Consider the following 24,882-nt stretch of genomic DNA (forward strand, 5'->3'; position numbering starts at 1 on the left):
ATGAGTAGGCGCAAACGGCGTGAAAAGCGCTTTTACCATGATTAAGGGTTAACGCACGCGGCGCTCAGGCGAGTTCAACCGTGCTCACCTCGTAGCCTGCGTCGCGCAGCGCGGTGACCAGCCCGTCCAGGTGCGCGCGGTCGCGTGCCTCGCACTCGATGTCGGTGATCAGTCCCTTGGCCGGCAGCGTGGTGAACACGCGCTGGTGGTACACCTCGATGATGTTGACGCGCTCTTGGTCGAAGATGCGCGCGACGTTGAACAACGCGCCGGGCTGATCCTGCAACCGGATGCGCAGCCGCGCGAGTCGCCCCGAGCGTGCGAGGTCGCGCAGCAGCACGTTGGCGAGCAACCGCGTGTCGATGTTGCCGCCGCACAGCACGACGCCGACGGTGCGGCCCTTGAACCGGTCGGGATGCTGGAGCAGCGCGGCAAGCCCCGCGGCACCGGCACCCTCGACCACCGTTTTCTCGATCTGCAGCAGCAGGCTGACCGCTTCCTCAAGACTCCGCTCGGACACCAGCACGATGTCGTCGACCAGCTCGCGCACCATCATCGAGGTGATGCCGCCGGGTTCCTTTACCGCGATGCCCTCCGCCAGCGTGTCGCCCGCGCACGGCATCTGCGTGCCGTTCACGCGGTTGTACATCGAGGGGTAGAGTTCCGCCTCGACGCCGACCACCTCGATCGCGTAGTCCGCGCCGCGCGCCACGGTCGCCATGCCCGAGATCAGCCCGCCGCCCCCGATCGGCACCACCAACGTGTCGATCGCGGGCACGTCCGCCAGCATCTCGACCGCGACCGTGCCAGTGCCGGCGATGACGCGCGGGTCGTCGAACGGGTGGACGAAGGTGTAGCCGTGCTCCGCCTCCAGCACACGCGCGTGGGCGTAGGCGGCGTCGAAGGTCTCGCCTTCCAGGATCACAGTCGCGCCGTGGCCCTTGGTCTGCGTCACCTTCACGATCGGCGTGTTGCGCGGCATCACGATCGTCGCGGGCACGCCCAGCCGATTGGCGTGATAGGCCAGCCCCTGCGCATGGTTGCCCGCCGACGCCGCGATCACACCCTTCGCGCGCGCCTCGTCCGACAGTTGCAGCAGGGTGTTGAGCGCGCCGCGCTCTTTGTAGGCGGCGGTGAATTGCAGGTTCTCGAACTTCAGGTACACCGTCGCGCCGGTCAGCTGGCTCAGCGTCCGGCTGATCAGCGTCGGCGTGCGCACCACCTGATCCTCGATCCGCCGATGCGCCATCGCCACGTCGGCGCAGGTGACGGGAAGCGGGGTGCCGGACGCTTGGGTGGAGGATGCGAGCTGGGTGGCCATCGCAGCGCCGTAGCGGAATGTGCGCGACAGAGGAACACCCGCGGTTTTGGCTCGTCATGGCGCACAGGAACACGCCCGTGCACCCCGGCATTCAGCGTCATGTGCAGCGTTACTTCTTCTCGCTCCGGATCGCCGCAATGGTGATCGTCGCGGGGCTGATCTATTCCGCGCTCGACCTGTGGTGGCATGGCTTCGTCGTGGTGCATGACCCGATGCGGCTGGTGCGCGCCGCCGCGATCGAGGATGGCGGCGCGCGCCGCCCGATGCGTTCATTCTCACCCGGCTACTGGGCGACGCGCCCGACGCTGGACGGTGTGATCCGCATTACCTGCCGCAACGGCATGCAGGTCGCGCGCGGCGACGTGCAGCCCGGACGCCAGACCAGCTATACCGTGACGCGCGACGATTGTGCCCGTGCGCAATGACGGGGTGTTCGCGGCCGTGTGCCGTGCAGGGAAGCTCGAGCCCAGGTGCGCCGGCGCATCGGCGGTGGTCCGCCACGCTCACCTGATCTAAGGAGCTTGCCATGAAGATCGCATTCATCGGTACCGGCGTCATGGGCGCTCCCATGGCGCGCCACCTGTCCGACGCGGGCCATGACGTGTCCGTGTTCAACCGCACGCGCGCCAAGGCGGAGGCAACCGGTCTGACCGTCGCCGACACGCCCGCCGCCGCGGCGAAGGAGTGCGACGCGGTGGTCACCTGCGTCGGCAACGATGCCGATCTGGAAGCAGTGACGCTCGGTGCCGACGGCGCGTTCGCCGCGATGCGCGACGATGCGGTGTTCATCGATCACACCACCGTGTCGGCCGCAATCGCGCAACGGCTCGCCGCCGCGCGCGCGCTCGTGGTCGATGCGCCGGTCTCGGGCGGGCAGGCGGGGGCGGAGGCCGGCACACTGTCGATCATGTGCGGCGGCACCGCGGCGGCGATGGCGAAGGCCGAGCCCGTGATGCAGGCCTATGCCGCGCGCATCGTTCACGTCGGCGCGGCGGGCGCGGGACAGCAGACCAAGATGGTCAACCAGATCTGCATCGCGGGCGTGTTGCAGGGAGTGAGCGAGGGGCTGCGGTTCGCGCAGAAGAGCGGCCTCGATCTGTCCAAGGTGTTTGAGGCGATCTCGGGCGGCGCGGCGCAGAGCTGGCAGATGAACAACCGCTGGCAGTCGATGAGCGAGGACCGCTTCGACTTCGGTTTCGCGATCGATTGGATGCGCAAGGATCTGGGACTCGCGCTGGACGAGGCACGACGGATCGATGCGGCATTGCCGATGGCGGCGCTGGTGGATCAATTCTACGCCGAGGTGCAGGCGATCGGCGGCGCGCGGCAGGACACCAGCGCGCTGGTCCGACGCCTGCCGAAATAACGACTAACCTGATCGACATCACCGTACCAGGTTAGTCGTTTGACAGCCTAAGCATCTATTTCTCCTCAACTTTGGCTACAGCGGTCACCCGTCGGAACGATCGACGGCGATCGTCTCTTTCACTCCTGGTCCATCATGAGTGGACAGGGCGGAGACACGTTGATGGCAGATCCCGAAGACCGGCGCACCGATGGCGCGCCGCCGAACCACATCCATATCGAGACCAAGAAGACCAACTGGCTCGCGTGGATCGCGCTGATCGCCGGCGTGCTGGCACTGCTGTTCGCCCTGTCGCGCTGCGATCGCGACGACGCGCAGACAACGGTTACCAACACCAACACCAGCACCGCGAACGAGGAAGTGGTCGCCGCGACGCCGGGCGCGCCGGAGTCGACCGTGCTGGCGAGCACGACCGGGCTCGGTGCTTATCTCGCCGGTAACGAGGCGGTGCCGCGGCGTTTCGCGTTCGACACGCTGAAGTTCGACACCGCCAAGAGCGATCTGCGTGCCGTCGACCAGGCCGCGGTCGATCAGGTCGCAACCGTCCTGAAGGATTATTCCACCGCCCGCGTCCGCATCGCCGGCTACGCCGACGCGCGCGGACCCGACGCCGCCAATATCGCGCTCGGCAAGGCGCGCGCCGACAGCGTCAAGGCGGCTTTGGTCGCCAAGGGCATCGACGCCAACCGCATCGACACCGCCAGCGGCGGCGAAGGCGATCCGGTCGACACCAACGCGACCGGCGCCGGACAGGCGGAGAACCGCCGCACCGAGATCGCGGTCACCAGCCGCTAAGCAACCGAAAGGACCACCGACATGGCACGTACCATTACCGCATTGTTCGACACCCGCGCCGATGCCGAAGCCGGCGGCGCGCGCCTGCGCCAGGCCGGCGTCGATGCCAGCAACGTCCACGTCCACGATCAGGGCACGCACAAGACCAGCGGCGATTACTCGACGCACGAGGACCGCGGCCTATGGGCGTCGATCAAGCATGCGTTCCTGCCCGACGAGGATCGCCACACCTACGAGGAAGGCATCCGCCGCGGCGGGTTCCTGCTGACCGCCGACGTCGACGACGACCGCACCTCGACCGCGGTCGACGCGCTGGAGAATGCGAATGCGGTCGACCTCGACGCGCGCAGCCAGCAGTGGCGCGAGGATGGCTGGGACTATCCCGCAACGCAGGTCGGCGCGTTCGGCCGCGTCGATGGCGCCGACGAGCAATACGGCATCCGCGATCCCGAATATGACGGCTCGCGCTACCGCTCTTACGCGGCGGGCACGGCACGGCGCACCGACGAATTCTGATGGCTCGCTCGTACCGGCTCGGCTCGCGCCGCGCTGGTACGGGGATCCTGCGGGTGCGATCGAGAGGATCGCCCCGCTTATTGTCCTGATGGCCGGACGAACTATCGCGCCGCGAATGCCGTGCGATACTCTGGCTTCACCGCGGCGGCGATCGCCGGTGTGACCGGCAGCGTCACCTCATACGCGCCCTCAGCGTAGGAGCCGGCGACATAAGGGTCAGCGATCAACCCGATCCGATCGATCCGCTGGCGATCGGTTGAGCCGAGCAGCAGCGTCAGTTCGTTGAGTGGCGGACATTTGCTGAACGTATCGCTCGTGTCCTGATAGGGCGCGAGCCGACGGGTGCGCTCCGCCTTCAGCCGCCCGCAATAGATTGGCGCGATGATCCGCGTCAGCGCCGCTTGCGAGGTGAACACGGTGATTGGCTCGACGCTCGCACCGCGCTGCTTATCCCACAACAAAGCGCCCGAGGATGGATTGCCGTGCGCGCCGCCGGTATATTCGTAGGCGTCGGACGATAGGCTGAGAAAGCGCGGCGTGCTGGTCACCACCTTCCACGTCTTCTGCGTGTCGTAGGCGCGAAACGGAAAGCCGTCTTTCTTCGACTCACGGCGTGCCGCTGCGGCGTCGCGCGCGGTAAGCTGCTTCAACTCGGTACGTTCCGCCTCGAGTGAGGCGCGCAATCGTGGGATCGCCGCAGCTTCGGCCGGATAGCTGTAAGCGAAGCTGTAGTCGGCGGTTTTGACCCTCTCTGCCGCAGCGCTTGCCGTCGTCGCCACCATCGCCACCGCTGCCACCAGAACCCGCATCGCCCGCTCTCGCCAAAGTTGCTCGGTCGTCATAGAGCGAGACACATGTACGTCCGCTGTCGTTCCCGCCGCCTTCCGTTTCTCGCCTGCGCCGCCGCGCTGGTCGCCGCCACACCCGCTTTCGCCGACGCGCTGATCGACAATGTCGCGGGCGTGACGCTCGACAAGGCCGGCCGAGTGGTCCGCTTCAAGGCACTGGTGATCGACAAGGCCGGTCGTGTCGTCCGCCTGGTCGCCCCGGACGAGCAACCGCCGAAGCGGACCAAGAAGAATCCGGGGCCGGTGTATGATTGGCGCGCCGACATGAAGGGGCGCGTGCTCGTGCCGGGAATGATTGACGCGCACGGCCACGTGATCGAACTGGGGTTGCAGGCGCTGACGCTCGACCTGTCGGACACGACCTCGCTCGACATGGCGAAGGCGAAGATCGCCGCTTATGCCAAGGGCAATCCCGATCGCGCCTGGATCATCGGCACCGGCTGGAACCAGGAGAAATGGGGGCTCGGCCGCTTTCCGACCGCGGCCGACCTCGACGCGGTCGTCGCGGACCGTCCGGTCTACCTGTCGCGCGCCGATGGCCACGCCGCTTGGGCGAACAGCGCGGCGATGCGCGCCGCCAAGATCACGGCGGCCACCACGTCGCCCGCCGGCGGGCGGATCGAGAAGGGCGCGAACGGCGCGCCCGCGGGCGTCTTCGTCGATGCCGCCACGCAACTATTCGACCGCGCCGTCCCGCCGGTCAGCCCGAAGGACCGCACCGCCGCGTTCCTGAAGGCGCAAGCGATCCTGCTCGGCTACGGCGTCACCGCGGTCGCCGACATGGGCTCGACGGTCGAGGATTGGATGACCTATCGCCGGATGGGCGACATCGGCGCGCTGCGCGTGCGGATCATGTCCTATGGCCACGGCATCGATACCACGGTGATGATCGGCGGCACCGGCCCGACGCCGTGGCTCTACGACGATCGCTTGAAGCTCGAAGGCGTCAAGATCTACTCGGACGGTGCGCTCGGCTCGCGCGGGGCGTGGTTGAAGGCGCCCTATGTCGATGCAGCCGGCAACCGCGGGCTCGGCTTCCTGACCGACGACCAATTGCAGAACACGATGAGCCGCGCGGCGATGGACAATTACCAGGTCGCGGTTCACGCGATCGGCGACCGCGCCAACCAGCAGGCGCTCGACGCGATCGCCGAGCTGTCGCAGACCTACAAGGGCGATCGCCGCTGGCGGATCGAGCACGCGCAGGTGGTCGATCCCGCCGATCTGCCGCGCTTCGGCAAGAACGGCATCATCGCCTCGATGCAGCCGACGCACGCGACCGGCGACCGCGTGATGGCGGAAGCGCGGCTGGGGCAGGCGCGGCTGGCCGGTGCGTATGCGTGGCGTTCGATGCTGGCGAACGGGGCCGGGCTCGCATTCGGCTCCGACTTCCCGGTCGAGCGGCCTGATCCCTGGGCCGGCTGGGCCGCCGCCTTCACCCGCACCGACGCGAACGGCGAGCCCGCGGGCGGATGGCGTCCGGAGGAGGCCGTCACCCGCGAGCAGGCATGGTGGGCGTTCACCGGCGGCGCGGCTTATGCGGGCTTCGCGGAAAGCAAGTTCGGCAATCTCGCGCCCGGACAAAAGGCCGACTTCCTGATCGTCGACCGCGATCCCGCGACCGTGGCACCGGCGGACTTGCGCCAGACCAAGGTGCTCGAAACCTGGATCGGCGGAGAGAAGGCGTGGGAACGCAAGTAACGCCGCATACCCACCATCAACGATAAACCCTCAAGGAGAACACGGATGTCGGACACGTTCACGGGCCTCGAACTGCGCTCCACCGCGACCGAGGAGGGTACGCTGGTGCTCAGCCTCGAGGAGACGACGCTGACCCCGCCGGGCGAGGGCGAGATCGTCGTTCGCGTCGAGGCCGCGCCGATCAACCCGTCCGACCTGGGGCTGCTGCTCGGCCCGGCGGACGTGTCGACGCTCCAAACCTCGGGCCACGCCGACCGTCCGACCGTCACCTTTCAGATCGCGCGCGAGCGCCAGGGCGGGGTGCGCGCGCGGCTCGGCCAGTCGCTGCCCGTTGGTAACGAAGGCGCGGGCACCGTCGTCGCGGCGGGCGCGGGCGCGGAAGGTCTGCAGGGCCGCCGGGTCGGCATGATGGGCGGCGCGATGTACGCGCAGTTCCGCAAGCTCAAGGCACGCGACGTCGTGCCGCTGCCCGAAGGTGCGAGTGCGGCGGACGGCGCGTCGATGTTCGTCAACCCGCTGACCGCCTTGGGCTTCGTCGAGACCGCGCGGATGGAGGGGCACAAGGCAATCGTCCACACCGCCGCCGCGTCGAACCTGGGGCAGATGCTGCAGAAGATCTGCCTCGCCGACGGTGTGCCGCTGGTCAACATCGTCCGCTCGGAGGAGCAGGCGACGATCCTGCGCGACATTGGCGCGACCTACGTGCTCAACAGCCGCGACGAGGATTTCCGCCGCAAGCTGGTCGACGCGATCGCGGAAACGCAGGCGACCGTCGCCTTCGACGCGATCGGCGGCGGCTCGCTCGGCAGCGACATCGTGCAGGCGATGGAACAGGCCGCGGCGCGCAACATGAAGGAATTCAGCCGCTACGGGTCGGACAGCTTCAAGCAGCTCTACATCTACGGCGCGCTGGACCTGTCGCCGACGGTGCTCAACCGGCTCGCCTTCGGGTTCCAGTGGAGCGTGTCGGGCTGGCTGCTCACCCCGTTCATGAAGCGCGCCGGCGCCGAGGTGGTCGGCCGCATGCGTCAGCGCGTGGTCGACGAACTCACCACGACCTTTGCCAGCAACTACACCCGCACCATCGCCCTAGCCGAAGCGCTCGATCCCGAGGTCATTCGCGCCTACGACCGCAAAGCGACCGGCGAGAAGTATTTGATCGACCCGAGCCGGTAAGCCTCAACCTGCCTCCTCATAAGGGGCAGGTGGTCTGGGGTCGGGCGGCATCAACACGACTTCGATACCATGCCGGACAAGGTGTGAACCCAGCCTTCTGTCGTCGCCCCGGACTTGATCCGGGGCGACGTTTTCTCTCTTCGCCACCAGGACGCGGGACCCCGGATCAACTCCGGGATGACCTAGGTACGCGAAAGGTGCCAATTACTCGTCGGCGCCCAGCGCCCGCTTCGCCGCCTCGACTTCCTCGTCGCTGGGCGGCGTCGGCAGTTCCTCACCCGGCGCGAGCGCGTCGTCGGGGATACCCGGCCCCAAGCTCGATATACTGTCGTCGAGCGGGCGGCCGTTGGGGCCGTCGGTGATTTTGCTGCGATCGTCACTCATGCCGGGAACAGCGCGTCGTCCGTCCGAACGTTCCCGTCAGCGCAACGCGCGCACCGCCGGCGTGTCGAGGCAGCGCAACATCGCCGCGCGCGACATCGGCGGCGCGGACGGGCGCGTCGCGGCCGGCGCGATCTCCTGCGGCTGCCCGAGCGCCACGCCCGCGAAGCCGTTACCCCCGGTGCAGCGCATCGCTGCCGAAAGCAGCCGCGGCGGCGTGTCATACCCCTCGTACGACAGACGGAACGTGCCCCAATGGATCGGCATCCCGCGCGCCGCACCGAGCCGCTGGTAGACGAGCGCCGCTTCCGCCGGCCCAATATGGCTGCCCGACGACATCTGCCCGGCTGCGAAGCGGAACGCGCCGATCGGGATCAGCGCCAGCCGCACCGGTCCGAGCGCCGCCGCCTCTCCCGGCCACCTGCCGTCGCCGAAGCCGGTGTCGCCGGCGAAAAACAGATTGCCCCCGCGCGGGAAGGATACAACGAAGCTCGACCACAGCGCCCGGTTGCGGTCAGTGAACCAGCGGCTGCCCCAATGGTGATTGCGCGTTACCGCCACGCTGACACCGGAGCGGACGGCCACGCGTCCGCCCCAATCGAGCGCGGTCGCCTTTGCCCCCGTTTGCGCGATCACGCTGTCGTTGCCCAGGCTGGTGACGATCGTCGGCCGGTCGCGCTGCCACAAGCGCTTGAGCGTCGCCTGGTCAAGGTGGTCGTAATGATTGTGGCTGACGAGCACGAGGTCGATGCGCGGCAGATCGTCGAACGCGATCCCCGGTGCCGCAACACGCTTCGGCCCGAACCCGAACGGCCCCGAACGCTCGGCGTAGACGGGATCGGTCAGGATGTTCAGCCCTTGCGTCTGTATCAGGACGGTTGCATGGCCGATCCAGGTCGCGACCATCCGCTCGCCCTGAACACGCGCCGCGGGCTTGTGTTGCGCCACCGGCACCGTGTTGGGCCACGTCGGACGCCCGTCGCTGCCGGTCAATTGCCGCCAGAAGAAACCGCCGCGTCCGCCGCCCGGCCCTAGCGGGCGCGTGGTGTCCTCGCCGTCGGGGTTGAAGAAGCGCGCGCCGTCATAATGGCCGCTCTCCGGCCCCTCGTAATAGATGCGGTCGAGGAAGCGCGGCACGATCGTCACCGCCAGCCCCGCTGCCACCACCAGCCACAGCAGCGCACTGCCCAGGATTCTCAACAATGCGGCCACGCTGCGCCTTTTTCGATCAATGAAGTGAGGGGAACGCGTCGACCTGCGCCGAGGTACCGCGGGTCAGCGCAGCAATTCCTCACGTATCCGGATCGCGTACAATGACACGCGCACCTCGATCATGAACGCGACTAGGCTGGCGATCAGCAGGATCATCGCCAGAATGAAGCCGCCCGCGACATATTGTCCGATGTGGAACCGCAGCAGCACCGCGATGAACAGCGACGCGACGACGATGCAGGTCATCACCGCGCTCGACACCCCCATCAGCAGCGCGGCGTTGATGATCCGCATGCGCTTGTTCAACAACCGCAGCTCCGCGACGTGGCGGTCGTGCTCGGTTCCGGTCGAGCGCGGGTGCAGCACCTCCAGCGCGCGCGCGCGATCGACCACGCGCGACAATCGTCCTGCCAGCACGTTGAGCAGCGCGCCGATGCCCGCCAGCATGAACACCGGGCTGAGCGACACCTGGATCGTCTCGGCGATGGTCGAGATCGCCGGCGAGTAATAGCCGATGCTCACCGGGCCGACGCGCCCGAGCCGAGCAGGATCGCCTCCACCGCGTCGAGCATCCCCGACAGCGCGTCGGGGCGGCTCCAGAAATGGTGGTCGCCGCTCTCCGTGCGGTCGATCGACGCCTCACGCGCGGCGACGAGCGTCTGGAGCGCCAGGCTGGCGAACAGGATGCGCTGGTTGATCGTGGCAGCGGGGACGGGCGCCAGCAGGCGGTGGACGTGCGCGACGAACCGGCGAAAGCCATCTGAATGTTCGGGAACGGTGTCGCGGAATAGCGCGCGACGTTCGTTCTGCACGTTGACGATGAAGCGGAAATAGGTCTCGTGCTCGCCGGTCGGGCCATGAAACGCGACGTTGGGCAGCACCATGGCGCGCACCACCTGCGACAGCGTCGGCTCGCCGCGCAGCTCCAACTCGTCGAACAACGCGCGGCGTTCCGCGTCGATCAGGTCTGCGCCGTCGATCAACAGCTCGCGCAGCAGGTCGTCCTTGCTGCCGAAGTGATAATGCACCGCCGCGGCGTTGCGCTGTCCCGCGACCTCGACCACCTCGCGCATCCCGACCGCCGCGATGCCGCGCTCGGCGAACAGGCGGCGCGCGGCGCGTTTTAACTCGTTGCGGGTGCTGCTGCCGCGCGAGGCGGGCGGGGCGGTGGTCGCGTCCATGACGTGCCAGCATCCACGAACCACGATGATGCCGCAAGCGCCCGCGCGGCCGCCGTCTACGCCGACGTGCTTCACCCGCGCAGCAGGGCAGGGATGTACATGAAGCTAGGTGGGTGATCTGGGCATGCAGGTTCCTGGTGAACTCGTGCTGCATCGGGCCGCCGGACTGCGCGGCGAGCCGATCGTCGTTTCGGCGGGTTCAGGGCCGAACGTCTGCGTGCGGCCCAAGTGACTGTCGATCCGCTTCCATCATCGTCATCCCGGACTCGATCCGGGATCCCGCTGCCTTCTCCCGCGCTATCCAAAAGCCTGGATCATTTCGAGGCAACGAAGAAGTAGAAGGCAAGCTGGTCGAATTAAGCCTCACCGCTTCTCAGCTGCCAAGCGGCTGATCAGGATCGCGCTGCGCGTCGCCTGGCGCGGCAGGCTGGTAAGGTCGATCCACTCGCCCTCGGCGTGTGCGCCGCCGCCCGACGCGCCCATCCCGCCCAGCGTATCGGCGTCCGCCGCGACGAAGCTCGAATCCGCCGCGCCGCGCTTCGCCGGGTCGTATTCTGGCATCTCGGGCAGCGACAGATCGCGATTGACCGCATTCAACCGCGCCAGCAGCGCGCGATTGCCCGTGGTCGGCGCCATCGGCGGATAGCCCTCGGAGAAGGTGATCGTGGCATTCGTGCGCGGCAGATGCTGCGCGACGATCGCGGTCATCCGCGCCTGCACCCGCGCGTCCTGTTCGGGCGACAGCGTGCGCAGGTCCCCGCGCGCGACCGCCTGTGCCGCCACGATGTTGGTCTTGCCCGACGCGCTCGCGCGCACGCCGCTGTTGTCGAGCGCGGCCGGCGTCCCCGCCGCCATCACCCCGACGTTATAGGTGACGTTGGGTTCGGGCAGCTCGCGCCGGAACGTGTCGAGAATACGCGCCAGCTCGTACGCCGCGCCATAGCCGAGCGCGGGGCCGAACACCGCGCTCGAATGCCCGGTGACGCCCGTCGCCGTGATCGCCCAATTGATCGAGCTACGCCGCGCGGTGGTGCCCCAATCGCGCCCGTCCTCGGTTGCGACATTCTCATATTCCAGCGCGACGTCGGCCCATTTGCCCGCCGCGATCAGGTCGGCGCGCGCGAGGGCGAGCGGTGCGCCGGTGCGCTCCTCGTCGCCGGTCAGCACCACCTGAATGTCGGCGTTCCTGAGCGTGCCCGCCGCCTTCATCGCGCGCAACGCGGCGACGATCACGACCAATCCGCCCTTGTCGTCGCCGACGCCGGGGCCGTAGGCGCGCGTGCCCTCGCGCCGCAACCCGGTGAACGGGCTGTCGGGCTCGAACACCGTATCGAGGTGTCCGATCAGTAGCACGCGCTTCCCGCGGCCGTTGCCCTTATGCGTCGCGACGATGTGACCCGCCCGCCCGGTCGCGCGCATGTCGACGAAGCGTACATCGAAACCGAGCGGCGCGAGTTCGCGGCGCATCATCTCGCCCACCTTCGTCACGCCGTCGAGGTTGAGCGAGCCCGAATTCTGCTCGACCAATCGTTGGAGCAGCGCCTCGCTGCGGGTCGCGTCGGCGATGACCGCGTCGCGCATCCTCGTCTCGACCGGAGAGAGCGTTGCCGCAGCGGCGGCGAGCAAGAGCAGGGTAGCGATCATGTTCGCGAAGCTAGAACAGTTCCGCACCGATCTGAACAGCGATCAGCGCCGATCGCCTTCCACTTGATCGATAGATCGCGGCAGCATCGCAAAGTCTAGACCACGCAACCTCAAACAACGCGAAAAGCCCGCACCGCGCTCGGCGGTACGGGCTCGTCATACTGCTAGGCCGTTCGATCAGTCCTTCGCCGATCCCGGTTCCGCCATCTTGCGGTGCTGCTCGGCCAGCACCGAACCCGGCACGACGTTCGCCAGCACGCCCTGGATCTTGGTCGACCAGCCCGAGAAGATCGACGGCTTGCCGTTCATCAGCGCCTTCCAGCCGTCCTTGGCGACATCCTCGGCCGAGCGCTTGTTGGGATCGCTGCCGACCTGCGTGTCGAGCAGGTCGCCGCGCGCGAAGAACTCGGTGTCGACCGGGCCGGGCATCAGCGTGCTGATCGTCACCCCGTCGGCGTCCTTCAACTCGTTGCGCAGCGCTTCGGTGAAGCTGTCGATGAACGCCTTAGTGCCGTTATACACCGCCTGGAACGCGCCGGGGATGTAGCCCGCGACCGATCCGACCACCATCACCTTGCCCTCGTTGCGCGCCACCATGTCTGGCAGCACGCGCTGGAGCAGATAGGCGGTGCCGGTGATGTTGGTGTCGACCACGTGCCGCCAGTCCTCGACCTTCTGGTCGAGGAAGCCGTGACCCAGCCCGCGCCCGGCGTTGGCGCACAGCACGTCGACGCGGCGACCGTTGGTGGCGGCGAGCAGCTTGTCGACGCCCTCAATCGTCGAGAGATCGGCCTCGACCGCCTGCACCTGCGTGCCGAACTGCTCGAAATCGCGCGCGGCGTCGTTGATCAGTGCTTCGTCGGCGACAACCAGGATGTCGTAACCGTCCTGCGCGGCGAGCGTCGCGAGCTCGAACCCGATGCCGGTCGAGGCACCGGTGATGATGGCGAATTTGTCGGCCATGTGTTGAACTCCTGTTAGCCGTTCAGGCCGGGTTTGAGCACGATCTTGGTGTAGTCATTCTGCTCGTCATGGAACTTCTGGTAGCCGAGCGGCGCGTCCTCCAGGTCCATCCGGTGCGAGATCAGGAAGGTCGTGTCGATCTTCCCGTCGATGATCGCCTGGAGCAGGCCCGGTAGGTAATGCTGGACGTGGGTCTGCCCGGTCTTGAGCGTCAGCCCTTTCTCCATAAACGCACCGAGCGGCCATTTGTCGACGAACCCGCCATAGACCGCTGGCATCGATACGCGCCCGCCCTTGCGACACGCGATGATCGCCTGACGATTGGCGTGCGGGCGATCGGTGCCGAGGAAGGTCGACGCCTTGATCTGGTCGACCACGTTATCGACGTACAGGCCGTGCGATTCGAGCCCGACCGAGTCGATCACCGCGTCGGGACCAATCCCGCCGGTCATCAGCATCAGCGCGTCGTAGATGTCGGTCTGCTCGAAATTGAGCGTCTCCGCGCCGAACTTCTTGGCCAGCTCCAGGCGGCGCGGGAAATGGTCGATGGCGATCACGCGCTCTGCCCCCATCAGGAACGCCGATTGCACCGCGAATAGCCCGACCGGGCCGCAACCCCAGACCGCTACCGTGTCGCCGGGCTCGATGTCGGCATTCTCCGCCGCCATCCAACCGGTCGGCAGGATGTCGGATAGGAACAGCACCTTGTCGTCCTCGATACCATCCGGGATGACGATCGGCCCGACGTCGCTGAACGGCACACGGACGTACTCCGCCTGACCGCCCGCATAGCCGCCGGTCATGTGGCTGTAGCCGAACAACCCCGCCATCGGGTGGCCGTACAGTTCTTGTGCGATGTCCTGATTGTCCGCCGGCAGTCCGTTGTCGCAGGCTGAATATTGGTGCTTGCCGCAGTGGAAGCACGACCCGCACGCGATCGTGAACGGCACCACGACGCGCTGGCCCTTCTTCAACGTCGACTTCGCGCCGACCTCGACCACCTCGCCCATGAATTCATGGCCCAGGATGTCGCCTGCCTTCATCGTCGGGATGTACCCGTCGTAGAGGTGGAGGTCCGAGCCGCAGATCGCGGTCGACGTCACCTTGATGATGCAATCGCGCGGATTGACGATGCCGGGGTCGTCGACCGTGTCGACGCGCACGTCATGCTTGCCGTGCCAAGTCAGCGCTCTCACAGCCCCATCTCCTCGAATTGCTTCTGGTTCATAGCGGGCGTCGCGATCTCGCCGGCTTCCATCAGTTGCTTGAATCGCCGCAGATCGCGGCGCGCCTGGATCGCGGGTTCGCGCTGGAACAGCTTGGCGATCAGCTTGCCGACCACGCCCGCGGGCGGATCGTACAGGATCGTCGCGGTCACCACCGTGCCGCGTGCGCCCGCATCGCGGAACTCGACGCGGCCCGAGTTGGGCACGTCCGCGCCTTCCTCGCTGGTCCAGGCGATCAGCGCATTCGGCTGATCCTCCGTCACGCGCGCGTCCCACTCGACCGTGGTGCCGCCCGGTGCCTTCACCACCCAGTGCGAGCGCGTGGCGTCGGGCGTGTCGATGCTGACGACATTCTCCATGAAGTGCGGCAGATTGGAGAAGTCGCGGAAATAGGCGTAAACCTCCGCGACCGGCTTGTTGATCGTCACCGCGCGCGCCACCGCACTCGATCCATGCGCATCGGGGATCGTGGCGGCAGTCAGTTGGTCGGCATTCTTCTTCGCGGACACAATCGGTCCGTCGTCGCGCTGATCGCTCATCTCAGTCTCCACGCAAGCGTGCGACCTCAAGCGATCGGTAACGCGAGGCGTTCCTCGCCCGCATCGCTTAGCTGATGCAGATCAATGCTTTGACGCGCGCGAGCGTAACGACTTTCGCTGGTCTTTGACAAAGCGTTGCTTGCTGTTCGGCTTCATTGCGGCGCGCGGTCAAGATCATCATCTCGTCTGCATCAACGGGCGACACAGCCCGATCCATTAGGAGATTATCGATGCTAACGCTCATCGCCGCGGCCCTGTTGGCCGCTCCCGCCGCCGCCGACACGCATCACGAACAATTCGATCATGGTGGTGCCCGCGTCCACGTCACCTATCATGGCCAACTGAAGCCCGAGTTGCGGCAGGTCGGTGCCGCCTCCGCGCCCGGCCGTCCCGCGACGCTGCAATGCCGCTGGCAGGCGCGCGTCACCGTGGAGCGCAGCGCCCGAGCCACCGCCGGCCACGTCGCCACGCGCCGCATCGACGCGCCGGTGCTCGTCACCGGACATCGGCCGGGCTGGTGCGATACGCAGGCGGCGGCTATCGGGGCCGAGGTGGCGGCCGCCAGTGATCGCCTGCGCGCGCATCTGGTCGAGGTCGCGCGCCGCGATCGCGGCGTGTTGGTCGCCGAACTCGAACAAGCACGAGGACGTAACAGTTGACGCGTAAACCGGCTCTCGCCGCCTTGGCGCTACTCGCCAGCACCGCCGCCCACGCGCAGGTCCGCCCGCACGTCAGTGTCGAGGCAACCACCGACGAGCGTCGTCGTGGCATCAGCTGGAGCGACGGCGAGGGAGCGCTCGCCGCCTCCGCCCAGCTCGACTTCTCCAACGGCTTCGACCTCGGCGTGCGTGCGCTGTCCACGCGCGGTGACCCGCGCCACGGCGGCGCCGACGCGGTGTTCGAGCCGACGATCGGCTACAGCCAGACGGTGAACGGCTTGCGCCTCGACGCTTTCGCGACCGGACACGTCTTCACGGGCGGCACCGGCCCGCTCGACTATTACGAGGGCGGGGCAGGGGCGAGCTACACGCTCGGCCCGGCGGAGGCGGGCGTCGAGGCACGCTACGCCCCGTCGCAGGACGCGATCGGCGGCAGCAACCTGTATCTGGGGCTGCGCGGGCGCGTCGGCGTTCCGGTGACCCCGTTTAGCTTCACCGCCAGTGCCGGGCGATCGAGCGGCGACGTCAACGATCCCGTCCGCGCCGCGCGGCTACGGCCCGACAACACCTATTATGATTGGTCGTTCGGCGTGCAGCACGCGACCGGGCCGCTGGTGTTGACGGTGGAATATACCGGCACCGATATCGACAACACGCGCGCGCTGTCGCCATTCGCGGCACGTAACAACGCGGGCGACCGGATCGCAGCACGCGCGGCGCTGAGTTTCTAGGTCGGTTGGGTCACGTCGCTCGGTCTTCTCGAGTCACCCACTCTCCTCTCGTCACCCCGGACTCGATCCGGGGTCCCGCTTCTTCTCGCGACGCTTAGGAAGGCGAGATACCGAAGCGAGTCCGAGAGGACGGACGCGGAGAGCGGGGAGCACAGTGCGGCGTCCTTGTGCCTTCCGCCGACCTGCGCTCCCAACGATCACGGCTAAAGCAGAGAACTACCGCCACCTACGTCGCTGTCACCTCGGCCTTGAGCCGGAATCCCACTTCCCCTCCCGCAAAAGAAAAAGGCGCCCGGATTGCTCCGAACGCCTTTGCTCAACCGTAGCAGCGCCGCGGCAAAGCCGCGTCGTCGGTCCTCGCGAGCGCGAGGCCGGCCGACAGCGCCTGTGCGAGCGGTCACCCGCTCGCACCGCGTGCCGGCGCGGCACGCTCAGGCGCTGTAATACATGTCATATTCCACCGGGCTCGGCGTCATCTCCCAACGCGCAACCTCGCCCCACTTCAGCTCGACGTACGCCTCGATCTGATCCTTGGTGAACACGTCGCCCTTCAACAGGAAGTCGTGGTCGGCCATCAGGCAGTCAAGCGCCTCGCGCAAGCTCGCGCAAACCGTCGGCACTTCCGCCAGCTCGGCCGGCGGCAGATCGTACAGATTCTTGTCCATCGCCTCGCCCGGATGGATCTTGTTCTGGATACCATCCAGCCCCGCCATCAGCAGCGCGGCATAAGCGAGATACGGGTTCGCCATCGCGTCGGGGAAGCGCACCTCGACGCGCTTCGACTTCGGGCCGGTACCGTATGGAATACGGCACGATGCCGAGCGGTTGCGTGCCGAATAGGCGAGCAGCACCGGCGCCTCGTACCCCGGCACGAGCCGCTTGTAGCTGTTGGTGGTCGGGTTGGTGAAGGCGTTGATTGCCTTCGCGTGCTTGATGATGCCGCCGATGAAGTAGAGGCAGGTGTCCGACAGGCCCGCATAGCCGTTGCCCGCGAACAGCGGCTCCTTGCCCTGCCAGATCGAGAAGTGCGTGTGCATCCCCGATCCGTTGTCCTCCTTGATCGGCTTAGGCATGAACGTCGCCGACTTGCCGTACGCGTGCGCCACCTGGTGCACGACGTACTTGTAAATCTGCATCCGGTCGGCGGTCTGCGTCAGCGTGCCGAAGGTCAGCCCCAGCTCGTGCTGTGCCGCTGCCACCTCGTGGTGGTGCTTGTCGCACGGCAGGCCCATCTCGAGCATCGTGGTGACCATCTCGCCGCGGATGTCGACCGCCGAGTCGACCGGCGCGACCGGGAAGTAACCGCCCTTGGCACGCGGGCGATGCGCGAGGTTGCCGCCCTCATATTCGCGACCGGTGTTGGTCGGCAGTTCGATGTCGTCGATCTTGAAATATGACTGGTTGTACGACGTGTCGAAACGAACGTCGTCGAACATGAAGAACTCGGCTTCCGGCCCCACATAGACCGTGTCACCGATGCCGAGCTGCGCGACGTAAGCCTCGGCGCGCTTGGCGGTGGTGCGCGGATCGCGCGCATAGCCCTCGCCGGTCGACGGCTCGACGATGTCGCAGAACACGATCAGCATCGGCGTCGCCGAGAACGGATCGGTGTAGATCGCGTCGAGATCGGGCATCAGGATCATGTCCGACTCGTTGATCGCCTTCCAGCCCTCGATTGAGGAACCGTCGAACATCAGACCGTCGGTCCACTCATCCTCGCCCATGACGCTCGCGACCATGGTCAAATGCTGCCACTTGCCCTTGGGATCGGTGAAGCGCAGATCGATCCACTCGATCTCCTCGTCCTTGATCTTGCTCAGAACGTCTGCGGCCGTATTTGCCATGTCGCTTCTTCCTTGATCGTTCGCCGCGCCTGCGGGCCGGCTGTGCTGGAACTTAGAGGTCGATGATGGGGGTACGCGATCAGATCGCGTCGTTGTCGCGCTCGCCGGTGCGGATGCGCAGCGCGGTCTCCACGGGGATGACGAAGATCTTGCCGTCGCCGATGCGGCCGGTCTGCGCAGCGGCGGCGACCGCCTCCACCACGCGCTCGGCCAAGCCGTCCTCTACCACCACTTCCAGTTTCACCTTGGGCAGGAAGTCGACCACGTACTCGGCGCCGCGGTACAATTCGGTGTGGCCCTTCTGACGCCCGAAACCCTTGGCCTCGGTCACGGTGATGCCGCTCACGCCGATCTCGTGCAGTGCTTCCTTCACCTCATCCAGCTTGAACGGCTTGATGATCGCTTCGATCTTCTTCACGCGTGAACGTCCCAACCCCGACTGACACCCCGGTGCGTCGTCTTGCAGCGAACGTGCCAGCCGACAGGCCTGAGAGCAAGGGCAGAAAAGCGCGGATTTCCGCCATTCCTGTGCTGCTAAATCGGGCAGATGCGCGCGTGCTGCTCAATAAACAGGCACGCGCCCGGCAATCACGCGTAAGGCGGCTTGTGCAGCCCAGCCGGCGAGGTGGTGAAGATCTCGCACCCCGTCTCGGTAATGCCGATCGAATGCTCGAACTGTGCCGATAGTGACCGGTCGCGCGTCACCGCGGTCCAACCGTCGTCGAGTAGCTTCACGTCAGGGCGACCAATGTTGATCATCGGCTCGACCGTGAAGATCATGCCGGGGCGCAGCTCGGGTCCGGTGCCCGGCCGCCCGACGTGCACCACCTCGGGCGCGTCGTGGAACAGCCGCCCGACGCCGTGCCCGCAGAAATCGCGTACCACGCCGTAGCGGTGCGCCTCGGCATGGCGCTGCACCGCGTGCGCAATATCGCCCATGTGGTTGCCGGGCTTCGCCTGCTCCAGCCCGAGCATCAGGCATTCGTAGGTCACCTCCACCAGCCGGCGGGCCTTCAACGGCACGTCGCCGATCAGGTACATGCGGCTCGAATCGCCGTGCCAGCCATCGACGATCGGGGTCACGTCGACGTTGACGATATCGCCCGACTTCAGCGTCTTTTCCGACGGTATCCCGTGGCAGACGACGTGGTTGATCGAAATGCAGGTCGAGTGCGTGTAGCCGCGATACCCCAGCGTCGCGGGCACGCCGCCGCGGTCTGCAATGAAGTCATAGATCAGCCGGTCGATCTCGGCCGTCGTCACGCCCGGCACCATGTGGGCCGCGATCATGTCCAGCGTCTCGGCGGCGAGCCGCCCCGCCTTGTGCATGCCCTCGAACGCGTCGGGGCCGTGCAGCTTGATCGCGCCGTCGCGCCCGAGCGGCGCGTCGCTGGTGACGGTAACGTAGTTGGTCATGCCGCCGGATATAGCGCGAACGACCTGCGTTTGCGAGGCAAAGCGCTTGCCGATAAGGACCTGTACATGAGCGAACGCATCTGGACCGCCGCGCTGGTGGTGATCGGCGACGAAATCCTGTCAGGCCGCACGCAGGACAAGAATATCGCCCAACTCGCCGCGTGGCTCAACGTCCAGGGTATCCGCCTGGCCGAAGTGCGCGTCGTCGCCGACCGCGAGGAGGCGATCGTCGAGGCGGTGAACACGCTGCGCGCGCGCAACGATTACCTATTCACCACCGGCGGCATCGGCCCGACGCACGACGACATTACCGTCGACGCGATCGCCGCGGCGCTGGGCGTCGGTGTCGAGCATCACCCGAAAGCGGTCGACACGCTGACCCGCTATTACGAGACGCGCGGCGGCATTACCGAGGCACGGCTGCGCATGGCGCGCGTGCCCGCCGGCGCCGACCTGATCGAGAACCGCGTCTCGGGCGCACCCGGCATTCGCACCGGCAACATCTTCATCATGGCGGGCGTGCCGCACATCACCGCAGGCATGCTCGACGCGCTGACCGGCACGCTGGAGGGCGGACGCCCGGTCGTGTCCAAGTCGATCGGTGGCTGGGTCGCGGAGAGCGAAGTCGCCGACATCCTGCGTGAGGCAGAAAAGAGCCACGAGGGCGTCGCGATCGGCAGCTACCCCTTTTTCCGCGAAGGCCGCGTCGGCGCGAACTTCGTCGTCCGCTCCCCCGACGAGGCGCTGGTCGACCGCTGCCTGTCCGACCTGACCCGCGCGCTGGAGGATGCGGGCTACGAGATCACCGCCGGCGGCATCTAAATCCTACCTCGTCATCCCGGCCTTGAGCCTGGATCCCGCTGCCTTTTTGCTGATCGCGCAGAGAGCGGGACGCCCGATCAAGTCGGGGATGACGTAATCACCGAATCAACCAACGCTTCCAGATCATCCACCGTATTCACGTTCGGCACCGTGATCCCCGGCATCACCGCCACCACGCCCGCGCCCATCGCCCAGCGCCGGATCGACCGGCTCTCACCTGATGCCAGCCGCGCGAGCAGCGGCTCCAGCAACCGCACCGGCCAATGCCCAACCGTCGGCGCCTCCGCCGCATAGGCCGCCTCCTGCGCCACCAGCGCCGTGACGAGCGCATCGGGCAGGTTCGGCGTGTCGCACGCGGTCGTCAGCACCGACGTGTGCCCGCGCTGCCGCGCATAAGCGAGCGCACCCGCAATCCCGCCGAGTGGGCCCAGATCAGCGTGCGGCAGGTCCGGCGTCACCGCCACCGGCGCGTCGGCCCGGCCAACGACGACCAGCGCGTCGACATGTGGCGAAAGGCTCGCGAGCGCGTGTTCCAGCAACGTCGTATCCCCGATGCGAGCCAGCGCCTTGTCACGCCCGAACCGCGTCGCGCGCCCGCCTGCCAGCACCGCACCCAGGATCGTCATGGGTCAGGCTCTAGTGATGGAGGGGAAAAAAGGGGAGGCCGCCCCGGCCAACCCGCCCTCGCACAAGCGAAGGCGGAGGGCCGATGGGTCAGAGCGTCGTGACGATGGCGCCGACCACCAGCGCCTGTGCCGCGAGCACCAGCACGGTGCTGGCCGCGGTCTCGAACATGCGCATGTAGGGTCTCCAGTACCGGATCATCCGGTCGCGCCGATATGTAGATCGTTGCGCGTCCACGCAACAAACGTGCGCAACAATCTTGCTTGCAGTTGATGCAATCAACGGATGCTTGGCGGCACCGTGTGTGGCTGCTAGGTGGTGGGAGCCGGGGCAAACGGACGCATCACCATGCTCGCCGATCCTTCTCTCGCGCCACCACCCGCTGCCGTCCGGATTGTCACCGACGCGCTCCGCTTCTGCGTCGGTGCCGATCCGACCACCGTCGCACGACGTGTCGCAGCAGCAGGCTGGAAGGCCGCGCGTCCGCCTTCCGGGCTGAGCATCGCGGCAAACGCCCCCGACCGCGACGAGCAACTCGCCGCCGGTGAGACGGTGCAACCGGCAGAGCGGCTGGAGACGTGCAGCGTCTTCACCAACGCGCCGGTGGGTGGCGTCAACGCGCAGGTTGCGCGGGCGTTGGGCACCGCGCCGCTGTTCCGCTACGCAGGCTCGTCAACCTACCGCGCGTGGCTGCAGGGCGGGGCAGGAACGAACGGGACATGGCGCTCGACGCCGACCAACCCCGCTGCCTTCGCTGAGGCGCGTGCCGCGGGGGAGATCTATAGCCTGATCGTGACTGAGAACGCGAACGGCAGCGGCGTGGTGATCGTCAACCCACGTCCTGCCGCCTCACAGCCATAGGTGCGTGTCAGCCGAACACGCGGTCGAAGATCGTGTCGACGTGCTTGAAATGATAACCAAGGTCGAACTTGTCCTCGATTTCTTCAGGCGACAGCGCCGCAGTCACCTCTTGGTCCGCCTTGAGCAGATCGAGCAGCGACAGTTCGCCATCCGACTCCCACACCTTCATCGCGTTGCGCTGCACCAGCCGGTATGAATCCTCGCGGCTCACCCCCGCCTGCGTCAGCGCGAGCAAAACGCGCTGCGAGTGGACGAGGCCTCCCATGCGATCCAGATTCTTCTGCATCCGCTCCGGGTACACGAGCAGCTTGTCGACCACCCCGGTCAGCCGCGCGAGTGCGAAGTCGAGCGTGATCGTCGCGTCCGGTCCGATGTAGCGCTCCACCGAAGAGTGCGAGATGTCGCGCTCGTGCCACAGCGCAACATTCTCCAGCGCGGGCGTGACATAGCCGCGCACCATGCGCGCCAGCCCGGTCAGATTCTCGGTCAGCACCGGATTGCGCTTGTGCGGCATCGCCGACGAGCCCTTCTGCCCGGGCGAGAAATATTCCTCCGCTTCCAGCACCTCGGTACGTTGCAGGTGCCGCACCTCGACCGCGACGCGCTCGATCGAGCCAGCGATCACGCCGAGAGTCGCGAAAAACATCGCGTGGCGATCACGCGGGATCACCTGCGTCGAGACGGGCTCGACGCTCAGCCCCATCTTCTCGGCGACGTGTGCCTCGACGCGCGGATCGATGTTGGCGAAGGTGCCGACCGCACCCGAGATCGCGCAGGTCGCAATGTCGGCACGTGCGGCGACCAGCCGCTCGCGGTTGCGGCGGAACTCGGCGTAGGCCTCGGCAAGCTTCAGGCCGAAGGTCACCGGCTCGGCGTGGATGCCGTGGCTGCGCCCGATCGTCGGCGTCAGCTTATGCTCGCGCGCACGACGCTCCAGCACGACGAGCAGCGCGTCCAGATCGGCCAGCAATATGTCTGATGCGCGCGCCAGCTGCACCGACAAGGTCGTGTCGAGCACGTCGGACGAGGTCATCCCCTGGTGCATGAAGCGCGCTTCGTCGCCGACCTGCTCGGCGACCCAGGTCAGGAACGCGATCACATCGTGCTTGGTCACCGCCTCGATCGCGTCGATCGCGGCGACGTCGATCGTCGGATTGGTGGCCCACCAGCGCCACAGCGCCTCCGCCGCTGCCTTGGGCACCACGCCCAGCTCGGCCAGCGCGTCGGTCGCATGCGCCTCGATCTCGAACCAGATGCGGTAGCGCGCCTCGGGCGTCCACAATGCTGCCATCTCGGGGCGGGAGTAACGAGGGATCACGGTGCGGCTCCTTGGATGAAAACAGGGACGAGCATCGAACCGTACGTCGCAGCAGGACAACGGGCCGCCGCACCCCGGCGAGGTCGGCGCGCGCGATAGCAAAGCCGCCAAACCCAAGCAAATCCGCCGAAAAGCCGCAGCTAGCGGAATGCTCAAGCAACAATGTTTCTCAGAGCGTCAATGTTGCAGAAAGGTAAATGCTCGCTTACCTGTCACTCAGCAAACGAAAAAAGCTCAAAGGAGACGATGATGCTTAAGTATGTTCTTTACGCGTCGGCAATGACCATGGCCGCTCCGGCGATTGCGCAGCAGACCGCGCCGACGCCGCAGAGCGCACCGGCGACTACGACGGCCCAGGAAGGAACTGTCGCAGCTCCCGTGAATACTGCGCAGGCCGTCCCGACGACGCCGACGCCCGATCCGGCGACCGGCACGCAAGCAGTGCCGACGCAGTCCGCGCAAACCGGTTCGACCGAGCCTGCGTCACAACCTTCGCAACAGGGCACCAACGAGCCCGATCAGGTCGCCGCGATTTTGGACAGCGAGTTCCCGACCTACGACAAGGACAAGTCAGGCTCGCTCAGCAAGGCCGAATTCGCCAGTTGGATGGACACGCTGAAGGCCAAGGCCGACCCCAGCGCCAAGCCGAACAAGGCATGGAACGACGGCGCGTTTAAGAAGGCCGACAGCGACAAATCGGCCAGCGTCACCAAGACCGAGCTCGCCAGTTTCCTGAGCAGCGGCACCAAGCAGGCAGGCTGACCCGCCGCTTGCGACAAAAAACAAACGGCCGCCGGAGCGATCCAGCGGCCGTTTCGCTGATCCTCGCGTCGTCCCGGACTTGATCCGGGATCCCGCTTCTTCGACCCACTCAGCCCTGATCGCGTCCGGGGTGACGTCAACCGGGCAAGCCACCCAGACAGCATCGTCCAGCGATCACGCGGTAGCAACCGCGCTAACCTCACCCGATCAGATCACGCCCTTCGCGCGCAGGCTCACCTGACCGCCGCGCCCGACGATGATATGGTCGTGCACCTGGATGTTGAGCGGCTTGCCCGCATCTACGATCGCGCGAGTGATGTGGATGTCCGCCTTGCTCGGCGACGGATCGCCCGACGGGTGATTGTGCACCAGGATCAGCGCCGCCGATCCGATGTCGAGCGCGCGCTTAATTACTTCGCGCACGTGCACCGCCGCCTCGTCGATCGTGCCGCGCGACATCACCTCGTCGCGTATCAGCATGTTTTTGGTATTGAGGTGCAGCACGCGAAACCGTTCCACCGCGTCATGCGCCATGTCGGCGTGGAGATATTCCTCCAGCGCCTGCCAGTTCGACAACAACGGCTGCTCGGCGGCGCGCGCGCGCACCAGCCGGATCGCGGCGGCGTGCGCGATCTTGAGCGCGGCGATGCTGATGTCGCCCAACCCTTTGATCCGGCGCAGCTCCGCCGGATCGGCGGCGAGGGCCGCGCCGATCCCGCCGAACTCGCGCAACAATGCCTTGGCGATCGGCTTGGTGTCGCCGCGCCTGATCGCCAGCGTGAGCAGATACTCGATCAGCTCGTAATCCTGCAGCCCCTCGGCATTCTCCAACAAGCGCGCGCGCAGCCGTTCGCGGTGACCGGCGGCGTCAAGCAGGCGTTGCTCCTCGCTCGATGGCGGACCGAACGTGGCATTGAAAGGGGTGGCGGGCATGGCGCCAGGCTATGCCGCCGTCCGCGCATCCGCAACGGGCGTG

At 66.8% G+C, this 24,882-nt stretch carries 27 protein-coding genes; 11 read left to right on the plus strand and 16 right to left on the minus strand.

Annotation, left to right across the window (positions count from 1 at the left end):
• Positions 1-64: 64 nt before the first annotated feature.
• Positions 65-1,321, minus strand: coding sequence for a threonine ammonia-lyase (locus HRV97_RS00840; protein ID WP_174191814.1), 1,257 nt, complete (start codon positions 1,319-1,321; stop codon positions 65-67).
• A gap of 77 nt (positions 1,322-1,398) precedes the next feature.
• Between HRV97_RS00840 and HRV97_RS00845 the strand changes: the two genes are divergently transcribed.
• The 4 genes from HRV97_RS00845 to HRV97_RS00860 all read left to right on the plus strand — a co-directional run bounded on the left by HRV97_RS00845 (position 1,399) and on the right by HRV97_RS00860 (position 3,998).
• The gene (locus HRV97_RS00845; RefSeq protein ID WP_174191815.1) at positions 1,399-1,746 is read left to right on the plus strand and encodes a hypothetical protein; all 348 of its coding nucleotides are present in this window, start codon (positions 1,399-1,401) and stop codon (positions 1,744-1,746) included.
• Positions 1,747-1,847: 101 nt separating this feature from the next.
• The gene (locus tag HRV97_RS00850; protein WP_174191816.1) at positions 1,848-2,687 is read left to right on the plus strand and encodes an NAD(P)-dependent oxidoreductase; all 840 of its coding nucleotides are present in this window, start codon (positions 1,848-1,850) and stop codon (positions 2,685-2,687) included.
• 162 nt (positions 2,688-2,849) lie between these two features.
• Entirely contained in the window at positions 2,850-3,482 is a 633-nt protein-coding gene (locus tag HRV97_RS00855; RefSeq protein ID WP_174191817.1) for an OmpA family protein, read from the plus strand.
• A gap of 21 nt (positions 3,483-3,503) precedes the next feature.
• Positions 3,504-3,998, plus strand: coding sequence for a hypothetical protein (locus HRV97_RS00860; RefSeq protein WP_174191818.1), 495 nt, complete (start codon positions 3,504-3,506; stop codon positions 3,996-3,998).
• Positions 3,999-4,099: 101 nt separating this feature from the next.
• On the opposite strand, the gene HRV97_RS00865 is transcribed toward HRV97_RS00860, so the two are convergent.
• Complete coding sequence (locus HRV97_RS00865) at positions 4,100-4,807, minus strand: DUF4163 domain-containing protein (RefSeq protein WP_174191819.1); 708 nt, start codon at positions 4,805-4,807, stop codon at positions 4,100-4,102.
• Positions 4,808-4,852: 45 nt separating this feature from the next.
• Between HRV97_RS00865 and HRV97_RS00870 the strand changes: the two genes are divergently transcribed.
• On the plus strand, positions 4,853-6,547 hold the full coding sequence (locus tag HRV97_RS00870) for an amidohydrolase (RefSeq protein WP_174191820.1): 1,695 nt from the start codon (positions 4,853-4,855) through the stop codon (positions 6,545-6,547).
• Positions 6,548-6,592: 45 nt separating this feature from the next.
• The gene (locus HRV97_RS00875) at positions 6,593-7,723 is read left to right on the plus strand and encodes a zinc-binding dehydrogenase (RefSeq protein WP_174191821.1); all 1,131 of its coding nucleotides are present in this window, start codon (positions 6,593-6,595) and stop codon (positions 7,721-7,723) included.
• Between the two features lie 204 nt (positions 7,724-7,927).
• On the opposite strand, the gene HRV97_RS00880 is transcribed toward HRV97_RS00875, so the two are convergent.
• The 8 genes from HRV97_RS00880 to HRV97_RS00915 form a co-directional block, all read right to left on the minus strand.
• Positions 7,928-8,107: a hypothetical protein gene (locus tag HRV97_RS00880; RefSeq protein WP_174191822.1), complete on the minus strand. Its 180-nt coding sequence runs from the start codon at positions 8,105-8,107 to the stop codon at positions 7,928-7,930.
• A gap of 36 nt (positions 8,108-8,143) precedes the next feature.
• The gene (locus tag HRV97_RS00885) at positions 8,144-9,316 is read right to left on the minus strand and encodes an MBL fold metallo-hydrolase (RefSeq protein ID WP_425505707.1); all 1,173 of its coding nucleotides are present in this window, start codon (positions 9,314-9,316) and stop codon (positions 8,144-8,146) included.
• Between the two features lie 63 nt (positions 9,317-9,379).
• Positions 9,380-9,832 (minus strand): DUF2721 domain-containing protein, encoded by a 453-nt coding sequence (locus tag HRV97_RS00890; RefSeq protein WP_343044434.1) that lies wholly within the window; start codon positions 9,830-9,832, stop codon positions 9,380-9,382.
• Positions 9,833-9,834: 2 nt separating this feature from the next.
• Positions 9,835-10,497, minus strand: a complete 663-nt coding sequence (locus tag HRV97_RS00895) for a TetR/AcrR family transcriptional regulator (RefSeq protein WP_174191823.1) — start codon at positions 10,495-10,497, stop codon at positions 9,835-9,837.
• Positions 10,498-10,860: 363 nt separating this feature from the next.
• A complete protein-coding gene (locus HRV97_RS00900) occupies positions 10,861-12,141 on the minus strand; it encodes a M20/M25/M40 family metallo-hydrolase (protein WP_174191824.1) in 1,281 nt (426 codons plus the stop codon).
• Positions 12,142-12,318: 177 nt separating this feature from the next.
• Positions 12,319-13,104, minus strand: a complete 786-nt coding sequence (locus HRV97_RS00905) for an SDR family NAD(P)-dependent oxidoreductase (protein ID WP_174191825.1) — start codon at positions 13,102-13,104, stop codon at positions 12,319-12,321.
• Between the two features lie 14 nt (positions 13,105-13,118).
• A complete protein-coding gene (locus tag HRV97_RS00910; protein ID WP_174191826.1) occupies positions 13,119-14,300 on the minus strand; it encodes an alcohol dehydrogenase catalytic domain-containing protein in 1,182 nt (393 codons plus the stop codon).
• A complete protein-coding gene (locus HRV97_RS00915) occupies positions 14,297-14,869 on the minus strand; it encodes an SRPBCC family protein (protein ID WP_174191827.1) in 573 nt (190 codons plus the stop codon). Before HRV97_RS00915 ends, HRV97_RS00910 begins: the two co-directional genes overlap by 4 nt.
• A gap of 230 nt (positions 14,870-15,099) precedes the next feature.
• On the opposite strand from HRV97_RS00915, the gene HRV97_RS00920 reads away from it, so the two are divergent.
• Together HRV97_RS00920 and HRV97_RS00925 are read left to right on the plus strand one after the other, a co-directional pair.
• Positions 15,100-15,528, plus strand: coding sequence for a hypothetical protein (locus HRV97_RS00920; RefSeq protein ID WP_174191828.1), 429 nt, complete (start codon positions 15,100-15,102; stop codon positions 15,526-15,528).
• Positions 15,525-16,259, plus strand: coding sequence for a TorF family putative porin (locus tag HRV97_RS00925; protein ID WP_174191829.1), 735 nt, complete (start codon positions 15,525-15,527; stop codon positions 16,257-16,259). Before HRV97_RS00920 ends, HRV97_RS00925 begins: the two co-directional genes overlap by 4 nt.
• 431 nt (positions 16,260-16,690) lie before the next feature.
• Here HRV97_RS00925 and glnA read toward each other — a convergent pair whose 3' ends face one another.
• The 3 genes from glnA to map form a co-directional block, all read right to left on the minus strand.
• Positions 16,691-18,103, minus strand: a complete 1,413-nt coding sequence (gene glnA / locus HRV97_RS00930) for a type I glutamate--ammonia ligase (protein WP_174191830.1) — start codon at positions 18,101-18,103, stop codon at positions 16,691-16,693.
• Between the two features lie 79 nt (positions 18,104-18,182).
• Positions 18,183-18,521 carry a P-II family nitrogen regulator gene (locus tag HRV97_RS00935; protein WP_174191831.1) on the minus strand — a complete coding sequence of 113 codons (339 nt, stop codon included), beginning with the start codon at positions 18,519-18,521 and terminating at the stop codon, positions 18,183-18,185.
• Between the two features lie 170 nt (positions 18,522-18,691).
• The gene (gene map / locus HRV97_RS00940) at positions 18,692-19,519 is read right to left on the minus strand and encodes a type I methionyl aminopeptidase (protein WP_174191832.1); all 828 of its coding nucleotides are present in this window, start codon (positions 19,517-19,519) and stop codon (positions 18,692-18,694) included.
• A 66-nt stretch (positions 19,520-19,585) separates the two neighbouring features.
• Here map and HRV97_RS00945 point away from each other — a divergent pair, with 66 nt between their 5' ends.
• Complete coding sequence (locus tag HRV97_RS00945) at positions 19,586-20,341, plus strand: competence/damage-inducible protein A (RefSeq protein WP_174191833.1); 756 nt, start codon at positions 19,586-19,588, stop codon at positions 20,339-20,341.
• A gap of 77 nt (positions 20,342-20,418) precedes the next feature.
• Here the strand turns inward: HRV97_RS00945 and mobA are convergent, their stop codons facing one another.
• Complete coding sequence (gene mobA / locus HRV97_RS00950; RefSeq protein WP_174191834.1) at positions 20,419-20,967, minus strand: molybdenum cofactor guanylyltransferase; 549 nt, start codon at positions 20,965-20,967, stop codon at positions 20,419-20,421.
• Between the two features lie 316 nt (positions 20,968-21,283).
• Here mobA and HRV97_RS00955 point away from each other — a divergent pair, with 316 nt between their 5' ends.
• Complete coding sequence (locus tag HRV97_RS00955) at positions 21,284-21,826, plus strand: hypothetical protein (RefSeq protein WP_174191835.1); 543 nt, start codon at positions 21,284-21,286, stop codon at positions 21,824-21,826.
• A 7-nt stretch (positions 21,827-21,833) separates the two neighbouring features.
• On the opposite strand, the gene purB is transcribed toward HRV97_RS00955, so the two are convergent.
• Complete coding sequence (gene purB, locus HRV97_RS00960; protein WP_174191836.1) at positions 21,834-23,144, minus strand: adenylosuccinate lyase; 1,311 nt, start codon at positions 23,142-23,144, stop codon at positions 21,834-21,836.
• A gap of 180 nt (positions 23,145-23,324) precedes the next feature.
• Here purB and HRV97_RS00965 point away from each other — a divergent pair, with 180 nt between their 5' ends.
• Entirely contained in the window at positions 23,325-23,906 is a 582-nt protein-coding gene (locus HRV97_RS00965) for an EF-hand domain-containing protein (RefSeq protein ID WP_246248473.1), read from the plus strand.
• A gap of 207 nt (positions 23,907-24,113) precedes the next feature.
• Here HRV97_RS00965 and radC read toward each other — a convergent pair whose 3' ends face one another.
• A complete protein-coding gene (gene radC, locus HRV97_RS00970) occupies positions 24,114-24,839 on the minus strand; it encodes a RadC family protein (RefSeq protein ID WP_174191837.1) in 726 nt (241 codons plus the stop codon).
• Positions 24,840-24,882 lie beyond the last annotated feature (43 nt).

The sequence above is a fragment of the Sphingomonas hominis genome, from assembly GCF_013328205.1.
GTDB classification, from domain to species: Bacteria; Pseudomonadota; Alphaproteobacteria; order Sphingomonadales; family Sphingomonadaceae; genus Sphingomonas; species Sphingomonas hominis.